Raw genomic sequence first — 23,761 nt, forward strand, 5'->3', positions numbered from 1 at the left:
TGATGACAACACGGTTAATTGCCTATTTGGTTATGGATGGTAATGCAAGAGAAGCGATTCAATTTTATGTACAAGCACTCGATGCGAAATTAATGTTTCAGCAAACGTTCGGGGAGATGCCGGAAAACCCGGATTTCCCGTTGCCTGCTGAAAGCAAAGAACGGATTGCTCACGCCATGCTGAAAGTCGGAGAAAGCGATTTGATGCTTTCCGATACATTCCCGGGTCACCCGCATCAATCGGGCAATCAAGTAACGATCTGTATTTCGACGAAAGACAAAGAGAGTGCCGCGAAAATGTTCGATGCCTTATCGCAGGGCGGTAATGTCGGCATGCCCCTGCAGGAAACTCACTTTAGCCCGGCGTATGGTTCGGTAACGGACAAGTTCGGCGTAGGCTTCCAGGTGTTCACAGAAGGGATGATGTAAGATCAATTCCTGGATCTGAGGAACCTCATACATCCAGGTGGTCATATACGACGGAGCGCAAGAGCCAATGCTTGCTCTCCGTTTTTTTGCATTGATTATAATGCAGCTTGGGAGCCTTATCCAATTTTTATATTTACTCTCTTGAGGTACTGGATTATAATAGCTAAGGGAGATATGTAGCTTGCCTAAATGTTTTTGAATTCAGGATTGATGGAAGTTGAAGCCGTCCTGCAACCTTATCACGCAGAAATGATAACGGTTACAAAGGCGGACTATCTTAATGTCTGGAGGTTCACTCTATGCAGAAGGAAACGAATCAATCAGTGGAAGGAAAAGCAGCTGTACAAGAGGCAACTAGAAGAACTCAACGGGTAGTCCGATTACAGGAAGTGGAAGTAAAGAGTCCTGACGGTACCGTCGCATTCATTTTGGGCTCCAACCCAGAGCGCTTGACCTACACGGTGAGTCTGGATAACAAGCCGGTAATTGAACGGTCGCAGTTGGACATGAGGCTCGACGGGTACCATCTTTCATCAGGAGTCGTCATGAACCAGGTGGAGTCCTATTCGATCAATGAGACATTTACTTACCACGGAGTCCACAGCCTGGCAAAAAATGAGTGCAACGGCGTTCGGATTTCGCTGACACACGATCTGAGCATGACAACGTATACGCTGGAGGTTCGCGTATTTAACGACGGAGTGGCCTTCCGGCATATCATTCAAGACGATAGTAACCGTACGCACGTACCGGACGAGCATACCGAGCTGTTGATTCCTGCCGGATCCACAGCGTGGTTTCACGGCTTGGACGGTCATTATGAAGCGGAATATGATCAAGTCGAGATTTCCGATGTGGAAGCAGGGACATGGGCGGGACCGCCTCTAACGTTCCAGCTGCCCGAGAACGGTGGTTACGGGGCGATTACTGAGGCTAATCTGGTTAACTACAGCGGCATGGCATTGGAGAGCGACGGGCGAAGAGGCTGGAGAATCGCATTGGCACATCGTCATCCGATTAACTATCCTTACGAGCTGCGTTATGGACGAGAGGAGGCGAAGCGTCTCGCAGCACCGGCATCGGTCGAAGGCACCGTTACTACGCCATGGCGGGTTGTAATTGTTGCCCGTGACCTGAATGCTCTGGTGAACAGCGATATGCTGCCAAGCTTGTGTCCTCCTGCCGATGAGAAGCTGTTCCCGCAAGGCATCCAAACATCTTGGGTGGAACCGGGACTTGCCGTGTGGGATTACGTCGATCGCAATTACGAGCCACGGCCTGAGGACGTGGACCGCTTCGAGCTGATGAAGCGTTTCTCCGACATGGGAGGTCGGATCGGGGCGAAATACCATATCATTGAAGGATTTGCTTACCGTTGGACCGATGAGCAAATACGCGAGATTGTCGAGTATTCTAATGAACGAGGCGTAAGGTTGATGTTCTGGAGACACAGCAATCAGCTTCGTACGGAGGAGAGCCGGGAAGAATTCTTCTCGCGACTGCACCGTCTTGGCGTATCCGGAGCGAAGATCGATTTCTTCGACCATGAAGCCAAGGAAAATATTGACTTGTATGAGGCACTGCTGCTTAAAGCGGCCGAGTACCAGCTCGTAATAAATTTCCATGGGTCGAACAAGCCGACAGGACGGTTGAGAACTTGGCCGAATGCAATGATCTATGAAGGGATTCGGGGCATGGAATCGAGCGCGCTGCAGCAGCGGGCCCGCCATCAAACCACATTGCCATTCACCCGTTATCTTGCAGGACCGGCCGATTATACGACAATGATTTTCACCGAACGGAGAAGGGACTCCTCGGTGGCGCATCAGATTGCATCGCTCGCCACGTTCCAAAGCCCGATGCTGACCCTTGCGGCCCATCCGCAGAGCATCTTGGACAGCCCGGCCAGAGACGTGATCCAAAGCATCCAAGCGGTGTGGGATGAGACGATCGTATTGCCGGAATCAAAGATTGGCGAGTTGACCGTGTTTGCAAGAAGGAGCGGCTCGATGTGGATGCTGGCCGTCATGAGCGCCGGACCGGAGAGAACCGTCAGCATACCGTTATCGTTCCTCGAGGATCAGGAATACCGTGCAACCCTGGTAAAGGATCAGACGGATGATTCGAGCTCGGTCGTCGTTGAGGAAAGCATGGTCCATTCAGACGACACTTTGACTATTGAACTGAACAGCGGCGGCGGCTTCGTCGCGCGCTTTGTGAAATAACGATTGCAATCGCTGCATAAGCAGCGGAGCAACATGGGACTCCTTCCGACGACGGGAGGAGTCTTTTGTGCTGCCTCCATACCGGACTAGAAAATACACACAATTGTAAACACTATGCAAAATTTTTGCGGGATGGATTACATTTAGCTTGTTTATACGATAATATAAAGAGATGAAAGATGATTAGGAGTGGAACAATGAGCACAGAAGAGATAGTACTGACAAAAGAAGGCTTGGCCAAATTGGAGGAGGAGCTCCGGGACCTGAAGACGGTCAAGCGCAAGGAACTGGCCGAACGCCTTAAAGTAGCGATCAGCTACGGAGATCTTAGAGAGAACAGCGAATATCATTCCGCCAAGGAAGATCAGGCGTTTATGGAAACAAGAATTTTGACTTTGGAGCGGATGCTGAAAAACGCGAGAGTCGTTGACAGTGAGGCGATTAGTTCAAACGAAGTCGGAGTGGGCTCGGTTGTTATTTTAAATGACCTGGAATTCTCGGAAAAGATTGAATACCGGATCGTAGGCCCGGCGGAAGCGAACGTGGCAGAGGATAAAATATCTTATGAAAGTCCGCTCGGTAAAGAGCTGATCGGCAAAAAAGTAGGAGACATTATTAACGTGAACGCTCCTATGGGAATTATCAAGTATGAGCTGCTGGAGATTAAATCCGGCGTATAGCTAGGCTTAGACAGCTTAAAGCAGACGGAGATTTCCGTCTGCTTTTTTGCTTGTTCGGCTCTGCAGCTTGGCAATCCATGTCTAGAAAGCAGGACTTATTCCTGAATCTGCCGAAATGGATAAACAAACCTGGTTTACATCATGGCCGATTCATATAGATAAAGATAGTCAAGTTTAGGGAGAGTTCGATATGGACCTTGAGTATAACAGTCTTGCTCAACGAGAAAACCAATATATTGTCGGCCGTGAGGCGGAATTAGAGCGGTTTAGTAGCATGCTTGCTGCTGAGCATGGAGGAAGCCGGGCGTCGGTCCTTCATATTTATGGTACAGGAGGATTGGGGAAAAGCACTTATCTACGGCTATGCCGAGAGTTATCCGTAGATAGAGGCTGCTGGTTTGTTCTGATGGACAGCAGGGATTTCGTTCATACGGAAGACGAGTTTTGCTCTGCATTACTAAATCAGTTAACGAGACAAAACAGTAACGGGAAGGCCCGGGTCACGGGTGGGGAAAGTGCAAGAGAGCGAGCTCTGGATTGGATAGAACAAGCATCAACCGAACGCAGAGTAATCATCGCGTTGGATACGTTCGAAGAAATGATCGATATGGAAGCTTGGATGCGAGACCGTTTTATTCCGTGGCTCCCTAAGGGAACCGTTGTCCTCTCGGCGGGACGGCATCCTCTGAAAGGCGGTTGGATTACATCTCCTGTATGGCGGGAGCTGATAAGCCAGCTGCGGCTGCCTCCGCTGGATAAAGAAGAGTGCTTGAAGTATACGAAATTATGCGGAATTCAAGATGCAGAACAAATGGAGTCCATATGGATTCGGTCCAAGGGACACCCCTTAACGTTGTCTCTGGCTGTGGCTTCTTACGCATATGAAGGTGAACTCAGCAAACATTCGGAAGTGGACTGGTTCGGAGAGCTTGCTTCCTTATGGCTGAAGGAATATCCGGACCGCGAGCTGAGAAGCGTAGTTGAGGCCGCCTCGGTATTGCGACGGTTCGATCAGGAGCTATTGTCCTTCGTTATGGAAAAAGAGATCGACGCGCAGGTTGTGGATAAGCTGAAAAGCTTGTCGTTTGTGCATAAATCGGTGAACGGCTGGCAGCTGCATGATTTGATGAGCGAAATAACAAGTTGTCAATTGAAAGACAGGGCACCGAAGCTATACAAGCGATATATTGAAAGAAGCGCGATCTATTATGCAGAGGCTATTCTGACTGCGGCTGGGAACAAGGGGATGGCTTGGGAAATAGGGGAATTGTTTCGTTATGCAGGCATTAAGGTGCTCAAAGCGATGGCGAGAGACAACACGACGAGTTATTCGTACTATTGGGAGACGGTCACGGAATCTTCTTTGCAGGATGTTTTTCGTTACATCGAATGGCGTGAGCAGTGCACCGAGGGCATTTTCGGAATGGAGACCGATCCGGATACCGGCGAGCAGTTTGTACTCGAATACTCGGTAGAAGCGCTGCGGTATAATTTTTCCGGTGTAGACGTTCGGGCTTTGTTCCAAAAAGCCCCTGAATCTCTCAAGCTGCTGCGTGATAGGGAAGGGAGGGTTCATGCCCTGGCCGTTATCATTCCGATTCATTCAGAGACTCTGCCATTGCTTGAGGAGGATCCTTTATGCCGGCCTTATCTAAATGCTTTGTCCGCCGAAGAGAGAAGCAAATTGGAGGCTCCGCGCGATCGTCCATCGGGCTGGTTTATGCGTTCCATGGACTTTATCGATCTTATGAACTCCAGTGCGCGTTCGCAGGGGGTCTATCTGATTTATGCACATATGTGTTCCGGAGGACTATTCGTATGTTCACCTTACCCGAGCGAAATTTCCAGCAGAATCTATCCCGAGCTCGGCTTCTGTATCGTGGACAATGCATGGCATGATTATTATGCCGGCTTCGATCAAACTCCGACCTATGCTATCGATACGAGGGGCAGTAAGCTGCGTTTATTCCTGGAAGGCTTGCTTAAGCAAGCGGGTATCCGATGGCAGCAAGCACCGCCGATTCCGCTCCCGGAAACGAGAGGAACTCGTATGGCGGATTTAATGAAACAGTTCACGAACCGGGAGCAGGAGGTTATCGAGCTCGTTCTCTCGGGCTGCTCGAATGCGGAAGTTGCCAACAAGCTGTATATTAGCGAAGTGACGGTAAAAAAACATTTGAAGTCCATTTATGCCAAGCTTGGAATTAATACAAGAACCCAGCTTGCCAGCAAAATGATGGCTGAATCAGGATAAAACAAAAGCGCCGACCCCGCACAAGATGCCGCAGGAACGATGAAGCAGCCTTCAAATAGCTGTCGCCGGAGACGACGGGCTTTATCTTAATTTGCACTGACCTTCTCCTATCCTATAGAAGCCTAAAAAGTATCCTTACGGATAATATCGTTTCCTCCTGCAAGCTGTCATAATGGCTTTGCACATAACTTAGTTTCATATTGCACTTGTACTGGAGGAACGATGATGAAGGCTTCAACAGATCCAACCGAATGGAGAACGACGATGATTGGCGGTTCACTACAGGCGTTCAGAGAGGATCCGCTATTATTTATGTGCCGGCTCCATCAAAGTCATGGGGATTACGCCCGTTTCCGGCTTGGACCGCAAAGCTTTTACGCCATATTTCAGCCGGATATGTTAAAAGAGGCTATGGTTACGAAAGCCGATGCTTTCAGCAAAGCAGGAGCATTCGACGAAATCAAGAGGTTGACGGGCGAAGGTCTTGTTATGAGCAACGGTGAGCTTCATGACAGACAGAGGCGCATCGTTCAGCCGAAGTTCACCCGCAGCCACATTCAGGCGTATGCAGCTCAGATGGCACTAAGCACACACCGTATCATTGCGAATTGGGCGCATGTACAGGAACGTGAGCTAACCCGCGATTTATTCAAGATAACCTTCGATATCATGGCGCGCACCTTGTTCAGTTATAATTCCCAATCGACGCTGGAACAAATCGAGAAGGCCTTCGACAGCATCAACCGCATCGCTTCAGAAAAAATCCGATCGCTGATCCGGCTGCCGTTACTCATCCCTACGAGACAAAACCGTGAATATGCCGCAGCACTCCGACTGCTTGACGAAATCGTGTTCGGCATTATAGCCGAGCGCAGACAAAACCAGGAGCGGGAGCCGCAAGATTTGTTATCCGTCTTAATGGGTTCAGTAGACGAAACCGATCAAACCGGGATGTCCGATCGCCAGCTTAGGGACGAGTTGATGACGATGTTCCTTGCCGGACATGAAACGACGGCGCATACATTGGCTTGGGCATTCGATTATGTGATGAAGAGGCCGGACATAGAGGAAAAGCTGCTGCAGGAATGGGAGCGGGTACTTGACGGGGCATTGCCCGGTGCAGAGCATTATAATGAGCTTGAATACACGCAAAATGTATTATGGGAGACACTGCGGCTCCGGCCGGCAGGTTATTTAACCGGACGTACGGCTATGGTGGATACGAAGCTCGGAGACTTGGCGCTTCGCCGTGGCGATGCCATCATGATAAGTCCATATCCGCTTCATATGAGCCCGGCGTATTTCGAAGATCCGGAGAGCTTTCGGCCGGAACGCTTTGATAATGACTTGATGAAGAAGCTGCCGCTTATGGCATACTTTCCGTTTGGGGCCGGCCCTCGATCCTGCATAGGCAATCATTTTGCCATGCTGGAAATGGTTATTATACTGGCTGGAATTGGGCAATCGTTCCGACTGCGTCATATAAAGGGGCATCCTCCGGTTGTTCCCGAAGCGCTGCTTACGTTATCTCCCAAAGGGGGAATTAAGGTTGTCGCTGAACGAAGATAGCAGCCTCTAGTGCTCGTCCATTTGGAAATCCCCGTTCAAAGAGTCGCTGAGCAAGCGGCTTTTTCTGCTTTGAAATCATGTACCTTCACTGATCGATAACATGCTATACTAGGCTCAGCTGTACCGGAAGCTTTAAGGCTCCCGGAAACGATGATTCCCTTTGTTGCCGGTAAAATTGGAGGAGGTACATACAGGATGAAGCTTCAATGCGCAATTTTGGACGATTATCAGCAGGTTGCACTGGATATGGCAGATTGGAGTGCGATCTCCGATCGGGTAGATGTAAAAGTATTTTCTCAGCATATAGCGTCTGAGGATGAGCTTGCACAAACGCTCGAAAGCTTCGATATTATCGTTATCATGCGTGAGCGGACCCCGTTTCGCGCTTCACTGCTCGCTCGTCTGCCGAAGCTGAAGCTCTTGGTGACAACAGGGATGCGCAATGCGTCGATCGACCTTGCGGCAGCAGCCGCCAATGGCGTTGTGGTTAGCGGTACTAACGGAGTTCCCGCTCATACCGCTGAATTGACCTGGGCATTGATGCTGGGCTTGGCACGCAACATTGTCCAAGAGCATCAGGCGGTTCGCGGAGGCGGATGGCAGAGCACATTAGGAACTGATTTGTATGGTAAAACGCTCGGAGTACTCGGTCTCGGCAAGCTCGGCGGTCGGGTAGCCCAGATCGGACAAGCGTTCGGGATGAAGGTTCAAGCATGGAGCCAGAATTTAACGCAGGAGCGAGCGGACGAATTAGGCGTTCGTCGCGCTTCTTCGAAGCAGGAGCTGCTGGCAAACAGCGATTTCGTTTCGATCCATCTGGTGCTGAGCGACCGGACAAGAGGGCTGATCGGAGCGGAGGAGCTGAAGCTGATGCGTCCGACTGCTTATTTGATCAACACGTCGCGGGCAGCGATTGTCGATCGGGACGCCCTTGCCGAGGCACTGCAAAACGGCTGGATCGCAGGAGCCGGGCTGGATGTCTATCCGCTAGAGCCGCTGCCTGAGGACGATCTGTTCCGATCGCTTCCGAATGTACTGACAACCCCTCATCTGGGTTATGTAACCAAAGATAATTATGCGGTATTTTACCGTGATGCCGTGGAAGACATTCAGGCATTTCTGGCGGGGGCACCCGTCCGGACTCTGGGCTGAACTTAATCGGGATGCCAGGTTAAACCACGTACGTGAAGAGGCTGATCTTCAACCATCGAAATGATGGAAGAAGGTCAGCTTTTTTATTAAAAATATTGGATAAGCTCAATGACATGCTGGAATATTCTCGCAAAACGTGCCGTATTCTGAAAGGAAAGCCTGCATTGATAGCTCAACTAGACGGGTTACGATGTCTTGTAGAGAAAGGAGCGGTGGCTACTGCAACAACTACTAGTACGAAAGTAGGAGGTGCTGCACCATTCGTCCGAATCTGCTGCGAATCGCATTCGTTGTCGTTCTGTCCATTACAGGAATTGTTTTGATTTTGCAGCCGCTGTGGGATCGGCATGTGCAGGAGCAGCGCCGAATATCCATGCTTGACCAATGGAATACGTGGAAACAGCTTGAGACGGTTTCCTTGGGCTCTTCCGAAGGCGGAGTGATACACTCCGTAACCATCACCGAGCCGAAGGTGCAAGAATCCGGTCGCTCCATCGTTCCGGAGCCGGTTAAGCTAGACGGTTACCCTGTGCTCGGCGTTCTGTCCATCGAAGCCTTGAATATGGAAGAGCCGATTGTTGAAGGTGCGGATCCTGAATCGTTAAAAACCGGTGTCGGCACCGTCGTACCGGGCCGAAGTCCAGGCTCTACCGGCAATTATGTAATAGCCGGGCATCGCAGCTGGACGTACGGCAAGCAATTCAGCCGGCTGGATGAGCTGGCGGCAGGGGACAGCATCAAGCTCGATACCCGGGACGATACGTACGTGTATTCCGTCACATCCAAGTTTCTGGTCAAGCCGGACGATCTGTCCGTTCTGGAGCAAAGCAAGGACAAGGCTGAGCTGACACTAATCACGTGCGAGCCGAAATACAATCCCACTCACAGGCTCATAGTAAAGGCCGTTCTGATGGAAAAGCCATGCAATGAAGCTAGAGGAGAAATGAAACAATGAGAACGATGATAAAGAGGCAGGCTGTTGTCTGGGTGCTGCTGCTTCTTTTCCACGTATTCATGGTGCCGATAACCGCATGGACGGCAGCCGCCGCCTCGGACGGCATTCAAATCGAGATGAGAAGCTCGGTTGCCGTTGTACCTTCAGGGAGAGCGTTCTCGTACGAGATCGACTACAGCGTCTCCAGTACAACGCAGCAGTATACGAATGCGCAAATTGTCCTGCCCTTACCTGAATCTTTAATCTTTGACTCGGCATTCGATGCGGGAGATACGTCGCATTCGTATCAAGCGGCAAGCCGCACGGTAGTTTTTCGATTCAACGGTGTCGTAAAAGCCGGAACGACCGGCACGCTTCAGGTGAACGCCCATTTTCCCAATTACTTGACACCCAACAATACGCAAGCTCGCGCACAGAGTAAGTTCGAGAGCGATCAAGGCGGCAAAGAATCCAATATCGTGACAGTAACCGCTCAGGCTGCTGCTGATTGGAAGCTGACGAAGGAACGTTCAAGACCGATTAATGAGCTCTTGCCTAAGCCCGGCAGCGAGGTCGAATACAAGGTGACCTTATTTGATAATACCCCTAACACTGCCGGCAAGCTCGAGCTGCAAAACGTTGTCGTACGCGATATTCTTCCCGCCCAAGCCCAGTTTGTATCGGCGCGGCCCGCACCGGATGCGGTCGCAGGCAATCAGATTACCTGGAGGCTCGGCACTCTCGGAGAGGGAGTCAGCTTCAAGGAGCTGTGGGTGAAGGTGAAATACCCGGACAGCATTACCGGAGAGGTAGTGAACGAAGCGGAAGCGTCATTCACCCCGCTGCAATCGGCGGCAGTGACATTGAAGGCGAATGCAGCTCACTCCTTTACCTCCGAGTCCGGGAACGATGGGAGCGGATTTTCCAAGTGGGTGCATAACCGGCAGCAAGAGATTTCTCCGGGACAAGAGGCTAACTTCTATATTGGAAATTTGTCCAGCCGCTCCAACATCCCTTTGCAAAACTACACAATGACCGATATGGTACCCGCTCCATTGGAGCTGCTGCAAATATTCACGCCTACGTTTACAGGCATCTCATCCTACCGGGTTCAATATACGGTAGCCGATAATGTATACGGGGAATGGAAGGACTGGGGAACGGTACGTGCGGATCAGCGGGTAACGTTGATGGCCGCTAATGCGGTCGGCCCGGGAACGGTTATTAAAGGCTTTCGTATCCTCTTCGGTGAGGTTCCGGTAGACTTCAGTCAAATCGGCAATTTTGAAATTAGGTATAAGCTGGATGAGGGCTACAACGCGCCGGTTCGTCCGGATGAGAGCCACAAAGTAACGAATACGGCCGTGCTGCAGTATCTTTTTGCAGGGAAAGCAGTGGAGCACCAAAGCAGCGCATCGCTGTATATGGTGCAGGACCGGCCGCTGATTGAGGTGATCAAGCAGACGGAGGGAGCGACATTCTACTCCCCGGGAGACAAGGTCAAATACCGCATCTCCGTAAGAAATACCGAATTCAGCAGCTCTCTGTTCCGGAACCCGGTTATCGAGGATTTGCTGCCTTCCGAGATACAATACGTATCGGGCAGCGCGAGGCTGGCGAGTGACGACGGACTGAACCTTCCGGCTCCACGGATCGAGCAGCAGCCGGATGCGGCGACGGGCCGAACTCTGCTCCGATGGTTGTGGGATGATACGAATCCTGCCGTAATAGGAACCAACAAGAAGATCGAGCTGGAATTCGAGGCGAAGATCAAGGCGGGCACCCCGAGCGGCTATATTACGAACCAGGTGGACGTGACTTCCGACAAGCATGATTATTTGAACAGCTATGATTTTGCTAAAAAAGTGTTCAAGAACGGCAAATGGTATGTGTACAACAGCAACTTCATTTACGTCAATACGGCAGCCAAGCTCGAATCGGTCAAGTGGGTGCAGGGGGATCTGGACGGGACCAACTGGACTCGATACCCCGACAAAGGCACAACAACCCCCGGAGGAAAAGTGGAATATAAGCTCCAAGTGACCAACGTAGGCAACATTCCGGTGCAAGGCTTGACGATTGTCGATGCTTTCCCGCGAGTCGGGGACCTGGGCGTTATCGATAAATCGCCCCGGGACAGTAAATGGAGTCCGGTATTGACTGACAAGATTACCGTATCTGGCGGCATTAAAGTGTATTATACGGCGGATTCGGACATATCGATGGCCGGAGGCCATTGGTCGACAGTACCGCCTGCCGACTTGACGACCGTCACCGGAGTCAAATTCGAATTCCCGAGCGGGCATATTATCGCGCCGGGAGCTCAAGAAGAACTGACATGGGTTATGAGAGCGCCGGTTAATGCGCCTACGAACGACCAGGCTGCCTGGAGCTCCTTCGGCTTTACCGCAAAACGTACGGATAATAACAAACCGCTGCTGGCAACGGAGCCGCTTAAGGTCGGTATGGTTGTTCAAGAAGACGCCAAAGGAGAAATCGGCAACTATGTTTGGCGCGATCTGAACGAGGACGGGATTCAGAATGAGGCGGCGGATCAAGGTGTCAACGGGGTGCGGGTCGAGCTGTACAACAATGATGACAACCTAGTGCAATCCACGATAACCGGCAATGACTTTGCCGGGAACCCGGGCTATTATTTGTTTACGAATCTGACCTCGGGTACCTACAGAGTCAAATTCGTACTACCGCAAGGCTACAGCGGGTGGACCGTCGCGAATCAAGGAGCCGATACGACGGATTCCGATGCCGAAGCGGACGGATGGACGGCGCCGGTCCGGCTGAGCTCGGGCGAGAAGATTGTTACGGTGGACGCAGGCCTGAACCCGCCGAAGAGCAGTCTCGGCGATAAGGTATGGCTCGACCTGAACGGAAACGGGCTTCAAGACAACGGGGAACAGGGTCTTGACGGCGTTACTGTAACTTTGCAGGACACCAATGGTTTTCAGCTTGGAACAACGACGACAGCCCAAGGCGGATTGTACGGGTTTCAGCGGTTAACGGCCGGCGAATATGTCGTACGATTCGAGCTTCCTGCCGGGTATATCTTTACGCGACAAGGAGACGGAACCAGACCTGAGCTGGATTCGGATGCAAAAGAGGACGGTACAACGGCTGTGATCCGGTTGGCCCCTAACGAGAGCAACACTTCCATCGATGCTGGACTTATGGGTCCAAACGCCAGCATCGGAAACCGCGTGTGGGTGGATAGCAATCGTAACGGCGTTCAGGATGCCGGGGAAGCCGGGTTGAACGGAGTCGAAGTGCAGCTGCACGATTCAAGAGGCGCGACGCTCGCCACCACTTCGACGGTCAACCACGCGGTATACGGCGACGGGTATTACACCTTCGACAAGCTGTGGGCAGGTGGCTACGAGGTCCAGTTCACGCTTCCGGGCTCGTATGTCTTTACTACTCAAGGAACGGATGCCTCATCCGACACGGACTCCAACGCCAATCCGGCGGACGGAAAGACCGGCATCATTTCGCTCGGAGCCGGTGAAGCGAATCGGACGATCGATGCCGGAGTGTACAAGGAAGAGAAGCCGCCGGCCAGAGGTGTCCTGGGAGATTATGTATGGGTTGACCATAATGGAGACGGTATCCAAAACGACGGCATTAGCGGTTTGAACGGCGTCGTCGTGAAATTGTTCAGCGATCGGGGAGCGATGCTCGACTCGACCGTGACGTCTTCGGTTTACCGCTCTGTGTACGGCACGGTGCGTCAATCGGTGTATGGTTCCGTGTACGAGTATCCCGGCTATTACCAGTTTGGCGATCTGCTGCCCGGGAGCTACGCTTTGAAATTCGAGCTGCCTGCAGGTTATACGTTCTCGCCGAAAGAAGCGGGAACCGACAGGGCCGCCGATTCGAACGTCAAACCGGACGGGACGACGGATTTCGTCACGCTGTCTGCCGGCCAAACTAATTTGACGATCGACGCGGGGGTTACGAAGAATCCGGAACCACCTTTGACAGGGTCGCTCGGCGATTACGTGTGGATTGATTCGAACCGCGATGGAATCCAAAACGATGGTGAAACCGGTCAGAACGGGATCAAGGTGGAGCTATACAACGATTCCGGTCAACACCTTGACACGACGGTAACCGGCAATGTATACGGCAAGGCGGGCTTCTATCGTTTCGATAAGCTGCAGGCTGGCCGTTATCAATTGAAGTTCGAGCTTCCTTCCGGTTATGAGTTTACATCCAAAGAAGCGGGAGACAATCGCGCTGCCGATTCGAACGTGAATGCCGATGGCATGACGGATGTGGTTACACTTAGCGCCGGTCAGGCAAATCTCACTATAGATGCCGGCTTATCCGTAAAACGGGAACAGCCATCATTCTCCGGCTCGATAGGGGATTATGTCTGGAATGATACAAATCGTGACGGTCTGCAAAACGAGGGAGAAACCGGCGTGAACGGGGTCTTCGTATCGTTGTACAGCGGTGCCGGTCAGCAGCTGTCCACTACAGTCACTGAGACGGTATACGGCAGATCGGGGCATTATTCGTTCGATAAGCTGCCATCCGGAAGCTATGTCGTGAAGGTCGAGCTTCCTTCAGGGTATGAGTTCACGAGCAAAGGTATCGGATCGGATAAAGCCGCCGATTCCGATGTTAAAGCGGACGGATCGACCGACGTTATTGTTCTCGGTTCCGGAGAAACGAACCTTACGGTTGATGCAGGCATGATTCGAGACGATGACGGCGGTCCAGGTCCGGGCGATCCGGCAGCTGCACTTGGTGACCGGGTATGGCTGGACACGAACAGCGACGGCCTGCAAAACGATGGTGAGCCGGGAATCAATGGAGTTGTAGTGAGACTGTATTCGGAAAGCGGAACACTGCTCTCCACTACGGTAACCGGCGCTGTATACGAGCAAGCGGGGCTGTATCAATTCGAACAGCTCCAGGCCGGCAAATACAGTGTAAGATTCGAGCTTCCTCCGGGCTATCAATTCAGCTCGAAAGGCAATGGTACGGATCGTGCGATCGACTCCGATGCAAGAAGCGACGGGTCGACTGACTGGTTTACGTTGGCGGCAGGGGAACGCAACATGACGATCGACGCCGGATTCCTCCGCAAAAGATCCGATCCTTCCGGGCCAGATGGACCTGGTGGCGGTGGCGGCAGTGGAGGTGGAGGCGGATCGCCTGGGAATCCGCAGCCTGGTGGCGGAACTCCCGGATCGGTTCCGGGAAGCAATCCTGGAGGCAACAATCCTGGCACCACGCCGCCGGCCGGGGAGAACGGGCCTAATACTAACCATCCGGAACCAACCGATCCGGCTGTGAATCAGCCCCCAGGAGAACAGCCTGCTGAACCTTCTCCTGACCAGGATCAGAACCGTCCGGATAATGTTCCTTCCGATGACAAGAAACCGGATAGCCCTAATGCAGGCCTGCTGCCTTTAACCGGGGAATCGATGCCTTTGACACCTTGGTTAGGCATGATACTGATCGTTATTGCTGTTACTATCGCCGTTAGAGGAAGAAGAAGCGAAAATCAATAATTTAGAGCTTCATGAAGCATGGAGTACGCAGACCGAGCGAAAGCGAGGATGCGTACTCTTTCTTTTTTGCTTAAACTTATTAAGAAACTTTTAAGAAACCGAGTACCAATCTGTTAAGATTCAGACGCTATACTAAATATTGCAAGGGGATGTAGTAGCCATAAGAAAGGAATGCGGAAGGTTTCCTCCACGTACATAGAGATTCCAGTAAGACCGGATTTACGAAAAGGACAAAAGTGCGTTAAAGTAAAGCAAAAAGGGGGACGATCGTATTGCAATCAACGATACTGCTGGTAGATGACGAGAAAGACATCATAGATATGCTGGAAATTTACTTAAAAAACGAAGGCTTCAGACTGCTGCGCGCGTCGGACGGAATGGAGGCGCTCCAGGTTCTGCAAAAGGAAGAGGTGGATCTCATCGTCCTTGATATTATGATGCCTAGAATGGACGGGATCGAGGCATGCCTCAAAATCCGCGAGCAGCGGAACATGCCGATCATCATGCTGTCGGCAAAAAGCCAGGATATGGATAAAATATGGGGATTAAGCTCGGGTGCGGACGACTACATGAGCAAGCCCTTCAATCCGCTGGAGCTGATCGCGAGAATCAAGTCCCAGCTGCGGAGATATACCCGGCTTAATGTTCCGCAGGCTAACAAGGATCATGAAATAGAAGTGGATGAATTGACCATCAACACATTGACGCGGGAAGTCAAGCTTCAATGCAGGGACATCAAACTGACGCCGAGAGAATTCGCCATCCTGGAGCTGCTCGCACGCAACCGCGGCATCGTCTGGAACATCGAGAAAATTTACGAGACGGTATGGAAGGAAGCCTACTTCGATTCGGATAATACGGTTATGGTGCACATTCGTAAAATTCGCGAGAAGATCGAGGAGAATCCGCGCAAGCCTAAATATATCAAAACCGTATGGGGGGTTGGCTACAAAGTTGAATAGCCGTTATGAATTGCATCCATCCTCCAGGCTGAACCGATTTCCGTTCACCTGGTTTCCGTTCAATATTGTCCGCAAGCTGATTATCCTGCTGCGCAGACTGTACTTCATCGGATCGGGCAGAATAGGCCGGAGCATTCGACTTCAGCTGATTTTAACGACCTGCGTCTGCTTACTGGCTTCTACGCTCACTTATGCTATAGGCGACGAAATATTCGGGGAATATCAAAGGGAGGCCGTCATCGACTATCAAGTAGGTCTCTCCCGGATTGACAATGAGGCGCGAGGCTTGATGATGGATTTAAAAAACCGTACCTTGGATGAAAAAAACACGAATATCCAACACGATGAGAAAATGTCTGACGATTTCGAACAGCGGGTCGAGCGGATCGTCCAAAATGATCAATACAAAGTTCTGATAACCGATCTGGAGGGCAGGGTAATTTTCCGGAGCAGCAATGCCCCTGAGACCAATGTAGAAATTCACAGCATCATCGATAATGCCATGAATACGAGATATGAAGGCAACGAGAACCGCAAGGTGCATTCCAGCTTTTATCCCGTTAACTACAACGGACAAAAATCGTATTTGATCGTTTCGGGTATTCCTGAGCCCCACATCACGTATCAAAAAAACGAAGGCCCGCTGCCTTTTATGGGTGCCGCGGCAGTGTTCATCTTTCTGTTTTACTATTTGACGCAAAGAAAAATGCGCTATGTGGAGGAGCTGGCAGGCGGATTAAGAATTATCGCTACCGGCAATCTGAGCTATCGCGTCATTGAACGGAGTGAAGACGAGCTGGGCTCTTTGGCCCGGGATATGAATCTGATGGTCGAGCAGCTGCAGCAAAAAATCGAAGAGGAGCGGCGTAACGAACGCCTGAAGAGCGAGCTGATTACGAATGTGTCCCACGACCTGCGCACCCCGTTAACCTTGATCATGGGATACCTGCGCCTGCTGCACGACAAAGGCTACGAAACGCAAGAGCAGGCGGACTCCTACGTTGGCATTGCTTACCACAAATCGGAGAAGCTTCAATCGCTTATCGACGATCTGTTCGAGTATACGAAGCTGTCCAATCACGATGTGCCGATGATGAAGGAAGGCGTAGCGATCAACGAGCTTCTGGATCAGCTGCTAGAAGAGTTCGTGACGCCTGCAGAGGAGCAGCAGCTGACGATCCAGCGTCATATCCCAAAGGAAAAGATTCTGGTCAAAATCGATGTAGACAAGATGATCCGCGTGTTCGAAAATTTGTTGACGAATGCCATCAAATACAGTGTCAAGCCGGGGAAGATCACGGTTATGGTCAAGCAGGATTTGCGTTATGTGACCATTAGGTTCAGCAACCGTTCGGAGATGCTCGAAGAGAGCGAAATCAAGCAGCTGTTCGACCGATTTTACCGGGTGGACGTATCACGTTCCTCAAATACAGGCGGATCGGGTCTTGGCCTTGCCATTGCCAAAAGCATTGTGGAATCGCACGACGGAGCGATATGGGCGGAGCAGAGCGATGAACAAATCCATTTTTATGTGAAAATAAAGCTGATTTAGTTGATCCGGAAATAGGGGATAGAGGGGGTGGTTGTCATGTCCAAAAGATTCATGTGGATCGGCGCTGTCATTCTTGTTGTTCTGGCATCATTGATCGGTTGCTCAAGACCGAATCTGTACAGCGGTAAGAGCTCGTATTGGAATATAGAATGCTCCGTTAATGAGCCTGCTAATGTGAAGAAGTACTCAATAACTTACATCGGCGAAGACAGATTACCTGTGTCCGATGTTCAATATACGTTTAAGAACAGCTCCAATTTTCAAGAAAGCGGCCAGCACAAGGGGCCGACCGAGAAGCTGAAGATCAGCGGGAAAGCGACACTAAGCGCGCCATATGTGAATGAAGGCAGCATGGCGGTTCAAATTCGCTGGAACGATAAAGAAGAAACGGTGACACTGACCAAGCAACCCAAAGAATAAATTTGGAAATCACTGTTGAAACATCACGCCTCCTGCTTTACCATCAATGAAGGACAGTATCTCACAAGACATCATCTGGAGCTATAATCATTGCAAAGGAGGCTTGATGGTAATGCTGCATATCGTGAATGGCGATACCGTAGGGGATAAGCTGAAGCAAGGCGGGATTCAAGGAGAGGTTCTCGTATGGCTGGAAATATGGTCCGAAGGTCCAGTGTTCGTCGACGCGTCATCCGAATCGAACAGAGTCTATCGAGCGAATTACTTGGAACAAACGATGGGCATCCCGTCGTCAAAGTTTATCGCCTTAAGCAAAGAGCAGGAGCGTATACTGGAGCAATTTCGCGAGCATGAAGAGATTGTTCTATGGTTTGAATATGACCTTTTCGATCAAGCGATGCTATGTTGCTTGCTGCATTGGTTCGCAGGACAGCCGATGGAGGGAACAAAATTAAGCCTGTTGTCGTTGAATTCTTTCCCTGGCATTGATGATTTCCGAGGCTTGGGCCAATTGTCTGTAGAACAGCTGCTGTCGCTTGTCGGTACATGGCAGCCTGTCGGACAGAAGACGCTCGAATTGGGCAAACAGCTATGGGAAGCGTATGCCTCTCCGGATCCGCTTGTTCTGAACAAGCTGCTTCAGGAAGGTGATTTGGCTGCTCTGCCTTATGCAGGCGATAGCTTCCGGCTTCATCTGGCCCGGTTCCCATCCATACTCAATGGACTAGGGATAGTCGAGCAAACTACGCTGGAGCTGGTGGAAAGCGGTATCCATTCGCCGCTGGCGTTATTCAAGCACACAGGAGATAAGCTGCACGGACTTGGAATGGGGGATTTGCAATATTGGTACCGCCTGGAGCGAATGACGCAAGGCTCTAAGCCGCTGCTGGCATTTCGCAATTTCGACCGGTTTCCTGACTACATGAACCCATCGATTTCATCGTTCCGTGAGGGCAAGCTGGAGCTGACGCCATTTGGCAAAGCGGTGCTGGCAGGGAAGGAAGATGGGGTGGAGGCGAACGGAATCGAGTGCTGGTACGGCGGAGTTCACCTGTCCGGTCACCGGATCCATTGGAGATGGGATAGCTCCAAGCAATCGATAGTTCGTACTTAGTTTATTTCACTGAAAATACTAGAGGATGTTCGTGGGAATAAACAATAGATTTTGCGATAAATAACAGCGGCTGGGGAGGTACGCCACGGAGGTACCTCCCCAGCCTTTTTTGATCTAAATCGTTCACGTTAGCTATCCTCTACTGCGGAGGGTAGCTTTTTATTTTACGGAACGAAACCGTACAGGGTACTGCTTCACTCCAAAGACGAACGGGCTTTGTATGTATTGCAGCTCGGATCCGCTGACGAATTCAATATCGTGAAACCGCTGGAGCAGATGCGAAAGTACAACCTGTCCTTCCAATCGGGCTAATGGAGCTCCAAGGCAAAAATGGGTGCCAAATCCAAAGGAGAGATGCGCATTCGGCTTCCGGTCCACAATAAAGCGGTCAGGATCGGGAAATTTGTTGTCATCCCGATTGGCCGCTGCGACCCAAGAGACAACTTGCTGTCCTGCTTTAATCGGTATGCCTTGAATTTCGACATCCTGCATCACGACCCGGCCAATGGCCTGGATCGGAGGATAATAACGAAGCACCTCCTCTACGAAGCTCGGAATAAGCTCGGGCTGCTCCTGAAGCTGCTTTTGCAGCTCCTGATCCTCCGTCAGCCAGCGCACGGCATTCGTGATCAGATTGGTTGTCGTCTCATTACCGGCGGCGAGCAGCAGGATACAGAAGCCTAGCAATTCCTCATCCGTGAGCTTCTGCCCTTCCACCTCGGCTTCCAGCAGCAGCGAAATCAAATCCTCCTGCGGCTTTTGACGTCGTTCCTCAAGGATGACGGCAAAATAGGCATTCAGCTCCTTCATCGCCTGCGCTTTTTCCATCATGACTTGCCGGAAAGCTTCATCCGTATTTACATCCGGACCTTTGACGAGAATATCCGACCATTCTTTAAACAGATGTCTGTCTTTGGGCGGCACCCCGAGCAGCTCAGCTATGACTATTACGGGAAGCGGGACGGCGAGATCGTGAACGGTATCCATTTGGCCTTTGGATGCAACGGCATCCAGAAGCTCTTGGGTAATGGAGGCGATGTGAGGAGCGAGATCGTTAACTACTTTGGGAGTAAATGCTTTATTGACAAGGGCTCTCATCTGAGTGTGCCGCGGCGGGTCCATCGTCAGGATGGTATCTCTCTCAGCGAGCTTGCGTACGGAAGAGAAAGTAGCGGGATCCTTCAAAATCCGGTGGACGTCCTCATATCGAAACACATCCCAGCAGCCGCGGCTTTCATCATACCGGACAGGAGTGGTTGTCCGAAGGTTATTGTAAATAGTGAAGGGCAGCAGTCTTTTTTCCGGCGTGTTTAATTCCTCCATAGGGAGAATATTCGCATAGCGTTCAGCTTTTACGGCATCCATTCATTAATGACTCCTCTCGGATTGGTTATACTTACCCTTCTAATTTACCCCGTATTGCGGCAGGAAAAACCTTCATGCAGGGGAGGAAGAGAGCAGGTCCATCAAACGATGGAAATAAGAAGCGCCGCGAAGCTGATTCCGGTTCATATGATTGAGATAAAGCAGCGCTTCCCTGGCGGTCTTGATAGCCGTTGCCACTTGATTATCGTCGAGCTCCGAAATAATTTGCTTAATGATATCGAGAGACCAAAACGCCGTTTTCAGAGTACGGATAATTAATATTTGCCGCAAATTGGCGGGGGTGAAAACCCGGTACCCGTTCTCCCGATCCCGGGATATGGTAAGCAGTCCCGCTTTTTCCCAATGGCGGATAGCGGTAGTCGGAATCATGGTTTGTACGGATATTTCGCCGATGGTCAATCCTTTTTTTCCTTTTTTGGCGGGGAGCAAATTCGTATCCTCAGTTTCTAGAGCTTGCACGGCTTTTTCTGCGATGAGCTTATCCTGATATAGCTCGGCTTGACATTGGTTCAATATCCATAATGCTTCATCCGTCCTGCCCTGAAGTGTCAGCTTCATCATCTGCGCCGTCTTCTGCATGCCAATTCCATCATTTAGGACACGTATACACTCGAAATAAGCGACATGCAGCTCCGTATATATCCGATAGCCGTTAGGACCGCGTTCTACGGGAGGAACGATCCCCCATTCCTCATAATGCCTTAAGGTGTTGGTGCTGATATGCAATTTTCTTGCAATATCGATAGGTCTTATTGTCATTGAAAACCTCCGGACCACAGATAAAAACATTAAACAGCTGTGTCAAGGTTTTGTCAAGAAAATGCCTGTTACAGGCCAAACATGATTCTAAACCTTCCCACTTGCATCAATGTAGTATTCTATTATTGAATCGAGCGGATCATTTGATGGCCATCATTCCGTTCCAATCATGACCCCGAATTAAAAGGAGGAATTGTATGAAGGATGCAATCGTCATTAAAGGTGCGCACGAGAATAATTTAAAACATGTTTCACTATCTATCCCGAAGTTCAAGCTTGTTGTTGTTACCGGCCCGTCCGGGTCAGGCAAATCGACATTGGCCATGGATACGCTGCAGCGGGAATGCCAAAGGCAGTATATGGAGTCCATGGGGATGGTACCCGATTCCGTAAGCAAGCCGAAGGTGGAGTCGATAGAAGGACTTTCGCCATCCATCAGCATCGGTCAGCATGTTACCAACCGGAATCCACGTTCTACAGTCGGAACGGTTACGGATATTTACACTTACCTGCGCTTCGTATACTCCAGACTAGGGCAGAGAATATGCCCAGGCTGCAAAGGAATGATCCCTCCAAGCTTTCAGGAGCCGGGAACCGTTATGATGGAGGAAGAAGAGTCAAGAGCCGGATCCATCACGTGCCCGCACTGCCTTATGGAGCTTGAGAAATTCGGTATGGCCCATTTCTCTTTTAATAAACCCGAAGGCGCATGCGAGGTATGCAGCGGTCTCGGGAACGTCGCCACCTTGATTATGGAGGCTGTATTCAATCCGGAGTTAAGCTTGCGGAGCGGAGGAGTCACATTCCTGTATGATGTGCTGAACGAATATTATTCTAGTATTTTGCTGGCGGCAGCGAAGTATTACGGCTTCAGCTTTGATCCAGATATGCCACTGAAAGATTACAACGACATTCAGCGAGATGTGTTATATTACGGCGTGGAAAGCCCGGAATTCTTGCGCCACTACCCGGACAAGAAGCCTCCGAAAACGGTCAATGGCGGCAAGTTTGAAGGAATCATTACCGGAATATGGCGCAGATATAAAGAGAAGGACGGCGATCAGGGGCCGATGGAGAGGGAAGCGGAGCTCTTTCGTGTCAAGCTATGCACCGGATGCCAGGGCGGACGATTGAAAAAGGAAGTACGCCAGGTTACGGTTGCCGGAGCGTCCTTATCCGAAGTGGCCGAATGGCCGCTGGAAGAGGTGCTGCGCTGGACGCGGCAATTGAGAGACCATCTGCCCGTCGAAGGCTTCCATCTGCTTGAGCCTGTTCTGCATGATGTACCCGTCCGGCTCGAGCGGATTATGGATGTTGGGCTTGGTTACTTATCGCTGCATCGGCAGACGGTGACGTTATCGGGCGGCGAAGCGCAGCGGCTGCGGCTTGCATCGCTATTGGGCTCCGGATTGACGGGGGTACTATATATTTTGGATGAGCCGACGACGGGACTCCATCCCCGCGATACGGCGGGTCTCATCCGTGTGCTGAAGCAGCTCCGAGATTTAGGTAACACAGTTCTCGTTATCGAGCACGACGTGGATGTAATGCGGGCGGCAGACCATATTATCGATGTGGGTCCGGGCGCAGGCCGCAACGGGGGCACGATCGTAGGTCAAGGAAGCCTGGAGGAGCTTATGGATAGCGAGCATTCGGTTACTGGAGCCTATTTGAGGAATGAAGCTCGAGCCGTGCCTGACCGGAGACGGAGGCAAGGGAATGGGCGTTTCCTTACGATTCGCAATGCTCATGCCCGCAATTTGAAGCATATCGACGTATCCTTTCCCTTGGGCAGTTTCATATCCGTGACCGGTGTCTCCGGTTCGGGGAAATCGACGCTGCTGTTCGATTTGCTGGCGCAAGGCGGGGAGGAGGCTGTCGAAGGATGTGACGGAATTACCGGCTTCGAGCATATCGGTAATAAAATCATCGTCGATCAGTCGCCGATAGGCAGAATGCAGCGCTCCAACGTCGCTACGTATACCGACGTGTATACTCAGCTGCGGAATCTGTATGCCGGATTGCCGGAAGCCAAGAGGAATAAGCTGACGTCGAAGCATTTCTCCTTCAATACGCCGGGAGGAAGATGCGAAGCATGCCAAGGGCTTGGCGTTTTGCCGGTGGAGATGAATTTTCTTCCTAGTACGGAGATTACTTGCCCCGCCTGCAAAGGCAGAAGATTCAATGAAGACGTGTTGAAGGTCAAATTCGAAGGGTACTCCATATCGGATTTATTGAATTTAACGGTGCAGGAGACGCTGCCGATCTTCCAATCGAAAGCGAAAATATACAGCATGATCGAGCTGCTGTGCGAAGTAGGGCTAGGGTACTTGCAATGGGGGCAATCCGTCAAAACCTTGTCAGGCGGAGAAGGGCAGCGGATCAAGCTGGCCAAGGAGCTGAGCAAAAAGACAAGAACGCACACGCTTTACTTGCTCGACGAGCCAACGACAGGGCTTCACCCTACTGATGTCAAGCGGCTTCACCTGCTGCTAGACAAGCTGGTCGATGCCGGCAACACAGTCATTGTAGTCGAGCACAGCCTTGAGCTCATCCGTGAGGCGGATTGGGTTATCGATATCGGCCCGGACGGCGGAACCGCAGGCGGTGAGCTGGTCGCAGAGGGAACACCCGAGCAGGTCGCGAATAACCGCGCTTCGGCAACCGGCAATTTTTTAAGCTTGGCGCTTGCAGGTCAATGCTAGCCCATCAGCCCGAGCGAGGCTCGTTAGCTTGTGATTTATATCACTTACTTTTGACGTATAGACTCCTATAATGATGTCTAAGAG

At 51.1% G+C, this 23,761-nt stretch carries 15 protein-coding genes; 13 read left to right on the forward strand and 2 right to left on the reverse strand.

The window, feature by feature from the left end; all coding sequences use genetic code 11:
• Nucleotides 1-2: 2 nt before the first annotated feature.
• The 12 genes from DVH26_RS18595 to DVH26_RS18650 all read left to right on the forward strand — a co-directional run bounded on the left by DVH26_RS18595 (nucleotide 3) and on the right by DVH26_RS18650 (nucleotide 18,827).
• Entirely contained in the window at nucleotides 3-428 is a 426-nt protein-coding gene (locus tag DVH26_RS18595; RefSeq protein WP_239635421.1) for a VOC family protein, read from the forward strand.
• Nucleotides 429-727: 299 nt separating this feature from the next.
• On the forward strand, nucleotides 728-2,653 hold the full coding sequence (locus tag DVH26_RS18600) for a glycoside hydrolase family 97 protein (protein WP_239623940.1): 1,926 nt from the start codon (nucleotides 728-730) through the stop codon (nucleotides 2,651-2,653).
• Between the two features lie 197 nt (nucleotides 2,654-2,850).
• Entirely contained in the window at nucleotides 2,851-3,333 is a 483-nt protein-coding gene (greA, locus tag DVH26_RS18605; RefSeq protein ID WP_239623943.1) for a transcription elongation factor GreA, read from the forward strand.
• Nucleotides 3,334-3,523: 190 nt separating this feature from the next.
• Nucleotides 3,524-5,587, forward strand: a complete 2,064-nt coding sequence (locus tag DVH26_RS18610; RefSeq protein WP_239623945.1) for a LuxR family transcriptional regulator — start codon at nucleotides 3,524-3,526, stop codon at nucleotides 5,585-5,587.
• Nucleotides 5,588-5,809: 222 nt separating this feature from the next.
• On the forward strand, nucleotides 5,810-7,156 hold the full coding sequence (locus DVH26_RS18615) for a cytochrome P450 (protein WP_239623948.1): 1,347 nt from the start codon (nucleotides 5,810-5,812) through the stop codon (nucleotides 7,154-7,156).
• A 195-nt stretch (nucleotides 7,157-7,351) separates the two neighbouring features.
• Nucleotides 7,352-8,308, forward strand: a complete 957-nt coding sequence (locus DVH26_RS18620; protein ID WP_239623951.1) for a D-2-hydroxyacid dehydrogenase family protein — start codon at nucleotides 7,352-7,354, stop codon at nucleotides 8,306-8,308.
• A 325-nt stretch (nucleotides 8,309-8,633) separates the two neighbouring features.
• Nucleotides 8,634-9,263, forward strand: coding sequence for a class D sortase (locus tag DVH26_RS18625; RefSeq protein ID WP_239623953.1), 630 nt, complete (start codon nucleotides 8,634-8,636; stop codon nucleotides 9,261-9,263).
• Nucleotides 9,260-14,779: an SdrD B-like domain-containing protein gene (locus DVH26_RS18630; RefSeq protein ID WP_239623956.1), complete on the forward strand. Its 5,520-nt coding sequence runs from the start codon at nucleotides 9,260-9,262 to the stop codon at nucleotides 14,777-14,779. Before DVH26_RS18625 ends, DVH26_RS18630 begins: the two co-directional genes overlap by 4 nt.
• A gap of 320 nt (nucleotides 14,780-15,099) precedes the next feature.
• Complete coding sequence (locus DVH26_RS18635; protein ID WP_239635422.1) at nucleotides 15,100-15,741, forward strand: response regulator transcription factor; 642 nt, start codon at nucleotides 15,100-15,102, stop codon at nucleotides 15,739-15,741.
• On the forward strand, nucleotides 15,734-17,293 hold the full coding sequence (locus DVH26_RS18640; RefSeq protein ID WP_239623958.1) for a sensor histidine kinase: 1,560 nt from the start codon (nucleotides 15,734-15,736) through the stop codon (nucleotides 17,291-17,293). Before DVH26_RS18635 ends, DVH26_RS18640 begins: the two co-directional genes overlap by 8 nt.
• A 36-nt stretch (nucleotides 17,294-17,329) precedes the next feature.
• Nucleotides 17,330-17,713: a hypothetical protein gene (locus DVH26_RS18645; protein ID WP_239623961.1), complete on the forward strand. Its 384-nt coding sequence runs from the start codon at nucleotides 17,330-17,332 to the stop codon at nucleotides 17,711-17,713.
• Nucleotides 17,714-17,825: 112 nt separating this feature from the next.
• Nucleotides 17,826-18,827 carry a DUF1835 domain-containing protein gene (locus DVH26_RS18650; RefSeq protein WP_239623964.1) on the forward strand — a complete coding sequence of 334 codons (1,002 nt, stop codon included), beginning with the start codon at nucleotides 17,826-17,828 and terminating at the stop codon, nucleotides 18,825-18,827.
• Nucleotides 18,828-18,986: 159 nt separating this feature from the next.
• Here DVH26_RS18650 and DVH26_RS18655 read toward each other — a convergent pair whose 3' ends face one another.
• Both DVH26_RS18655 and DVH26_RS18660 read right to left on the reverse strand, forming a co-directional pair.
• Entirely contained in the window at nucleotides 18,987-20,192 is a 1,206-nt protein-coding gene (locus tag DVH26_RS18655; protein ID WP_239623967.1) for a cytochrome P450, read from the reverse strand.
• Nucleotides 20,193-20,264: 72 nt separating this feature from the next.
• The gene (locus DVH26_RS18660; protein WP_239623970.1) at nucleotides 20,265-20,972 is read right to left on the reverse strand and encodes a MerR family transcriptional regulator; all 708 of its coding nucleotides are present in this window, start codon (nucleotides 20,970-20,972) and stop codon (nucleotides 20,265-20,267) included.
• 197 nt (nucleotides 20,973-21,169) lie between these two features.
• Here DVH26_RS18660 and uvrA point away from each other — a divergent pair, with 197 nt between their 5' ends.
• A complete protein-coding gene (gene uvrA, locus DVH26_RS18665; protein ID WP_239623972.1) occupies nucleotides 21,170-23,677 on the forward strand; it encodes an excinuclease ABC subunit UvrA in 2,508 nt (835 codons plus the stop codon).
• Nucleotides 23,678-23,761 lie beyond the last annotated feature (84 nt).

The sequence above is a fragment of the Paenibacillus sp. H1-7 genome, assembly GCF_022354825.1.
In the GTDB taxonomy this organism is placed as follows: Bacteria; Bacillota; Bacilli; order Paenibacillales; family NBRC-103111; genus Paenibacillus_S.

Bases quoted from the DNA above. Each gene is read 5' to 3' on its own strand.
- DVH26_RS18595 (WP_239635421.1), top strand. From the start codon at position 3: ATGACAACACGGTTAATTGCCTATTTGGTTATGGATGGTAATGCAAGA.
- DVH26_RS18600 (WP_239623940.1), top strand. From the start codon at position 728: ATGCAGAAGGAAACGAATCAATCAGTGGAAGGAAAAGCAGCTGTACAA.
- greA (WP_239623943.1), top strand. From the start codon at position 2,851: ATGAGCACAGAAGAGATAGTACTGACAAAAGAAGGCTTGGCCAAATTG.
- DVH26_RS18610 (WP_239623945.1), top strand. From the start codon at position 3,524: ATGGACCTTGAGTATAACAGTCTTGCTCAACGAGAAAACCAATATATT.
- DVH26_RS18615 (WP_239623948.1), top strand. From the start codon at position 5,810: ATGATGAAGGCTTCAACAGATCCAACCGAATGGAGAACGACGATGATT.
- DVH26_RS18620 (WP_239623951.1), top strand. From the start codon at position 7,352: ATGAAGCTTCAATGCGCAATTTTGGACGATTATCAGCAGGTTGCACTG.
- DVH26_RS18630 (WP_239623956.1), top strand. From the start codon at position 9,260: ATGAGAACGATGATAAAGAGGCAGGCTGTTGTCTGGGTGCTGCTGCTT.
- DVH26_RS18635 (WP_239635422.1), top strand. From the start codon at position 15,100: ATGCTGGAAATTTACTTAAAAAACGAAGGCTTCAGACTGCTGCGCGCG.
- DVH26_RS18645 (WP_239623961.1), top strand. From the start codon at position 17,330: ATGTCCAAAAGATTCATGTGGATCGGCGCTGTCATTCTTGTTGTTCTG.
- DVH26_RS18650 (WP_239623964.1), top strand. From the start codon at position 17,826: ATGCTGCATATCGTGAATGGCGATACCGTAGGGGATAAGCTGAAGCAA.
- DVH26_RS18655 (WP_239623967.1), bottom strand. From the start codon at position 20,192: ATGGATGCCGTAAAAGCTGAACGCTATGCGAATATTCTCCCTATGGAG.
- DVH26_RS18660 (WP_239623970.1), bottom strand. From the start codon at position 20,972: ATGACAATAAGACCTATCGATATTGCAAGAAAATTGCATATCAGCACC.
- uvrA (WP_239623972.1), top strand. From the start codon at position 21,170: ATGAAGGATGCAATCGTCATTAAAGGTGCGCACGAGAATAATTTAAAA.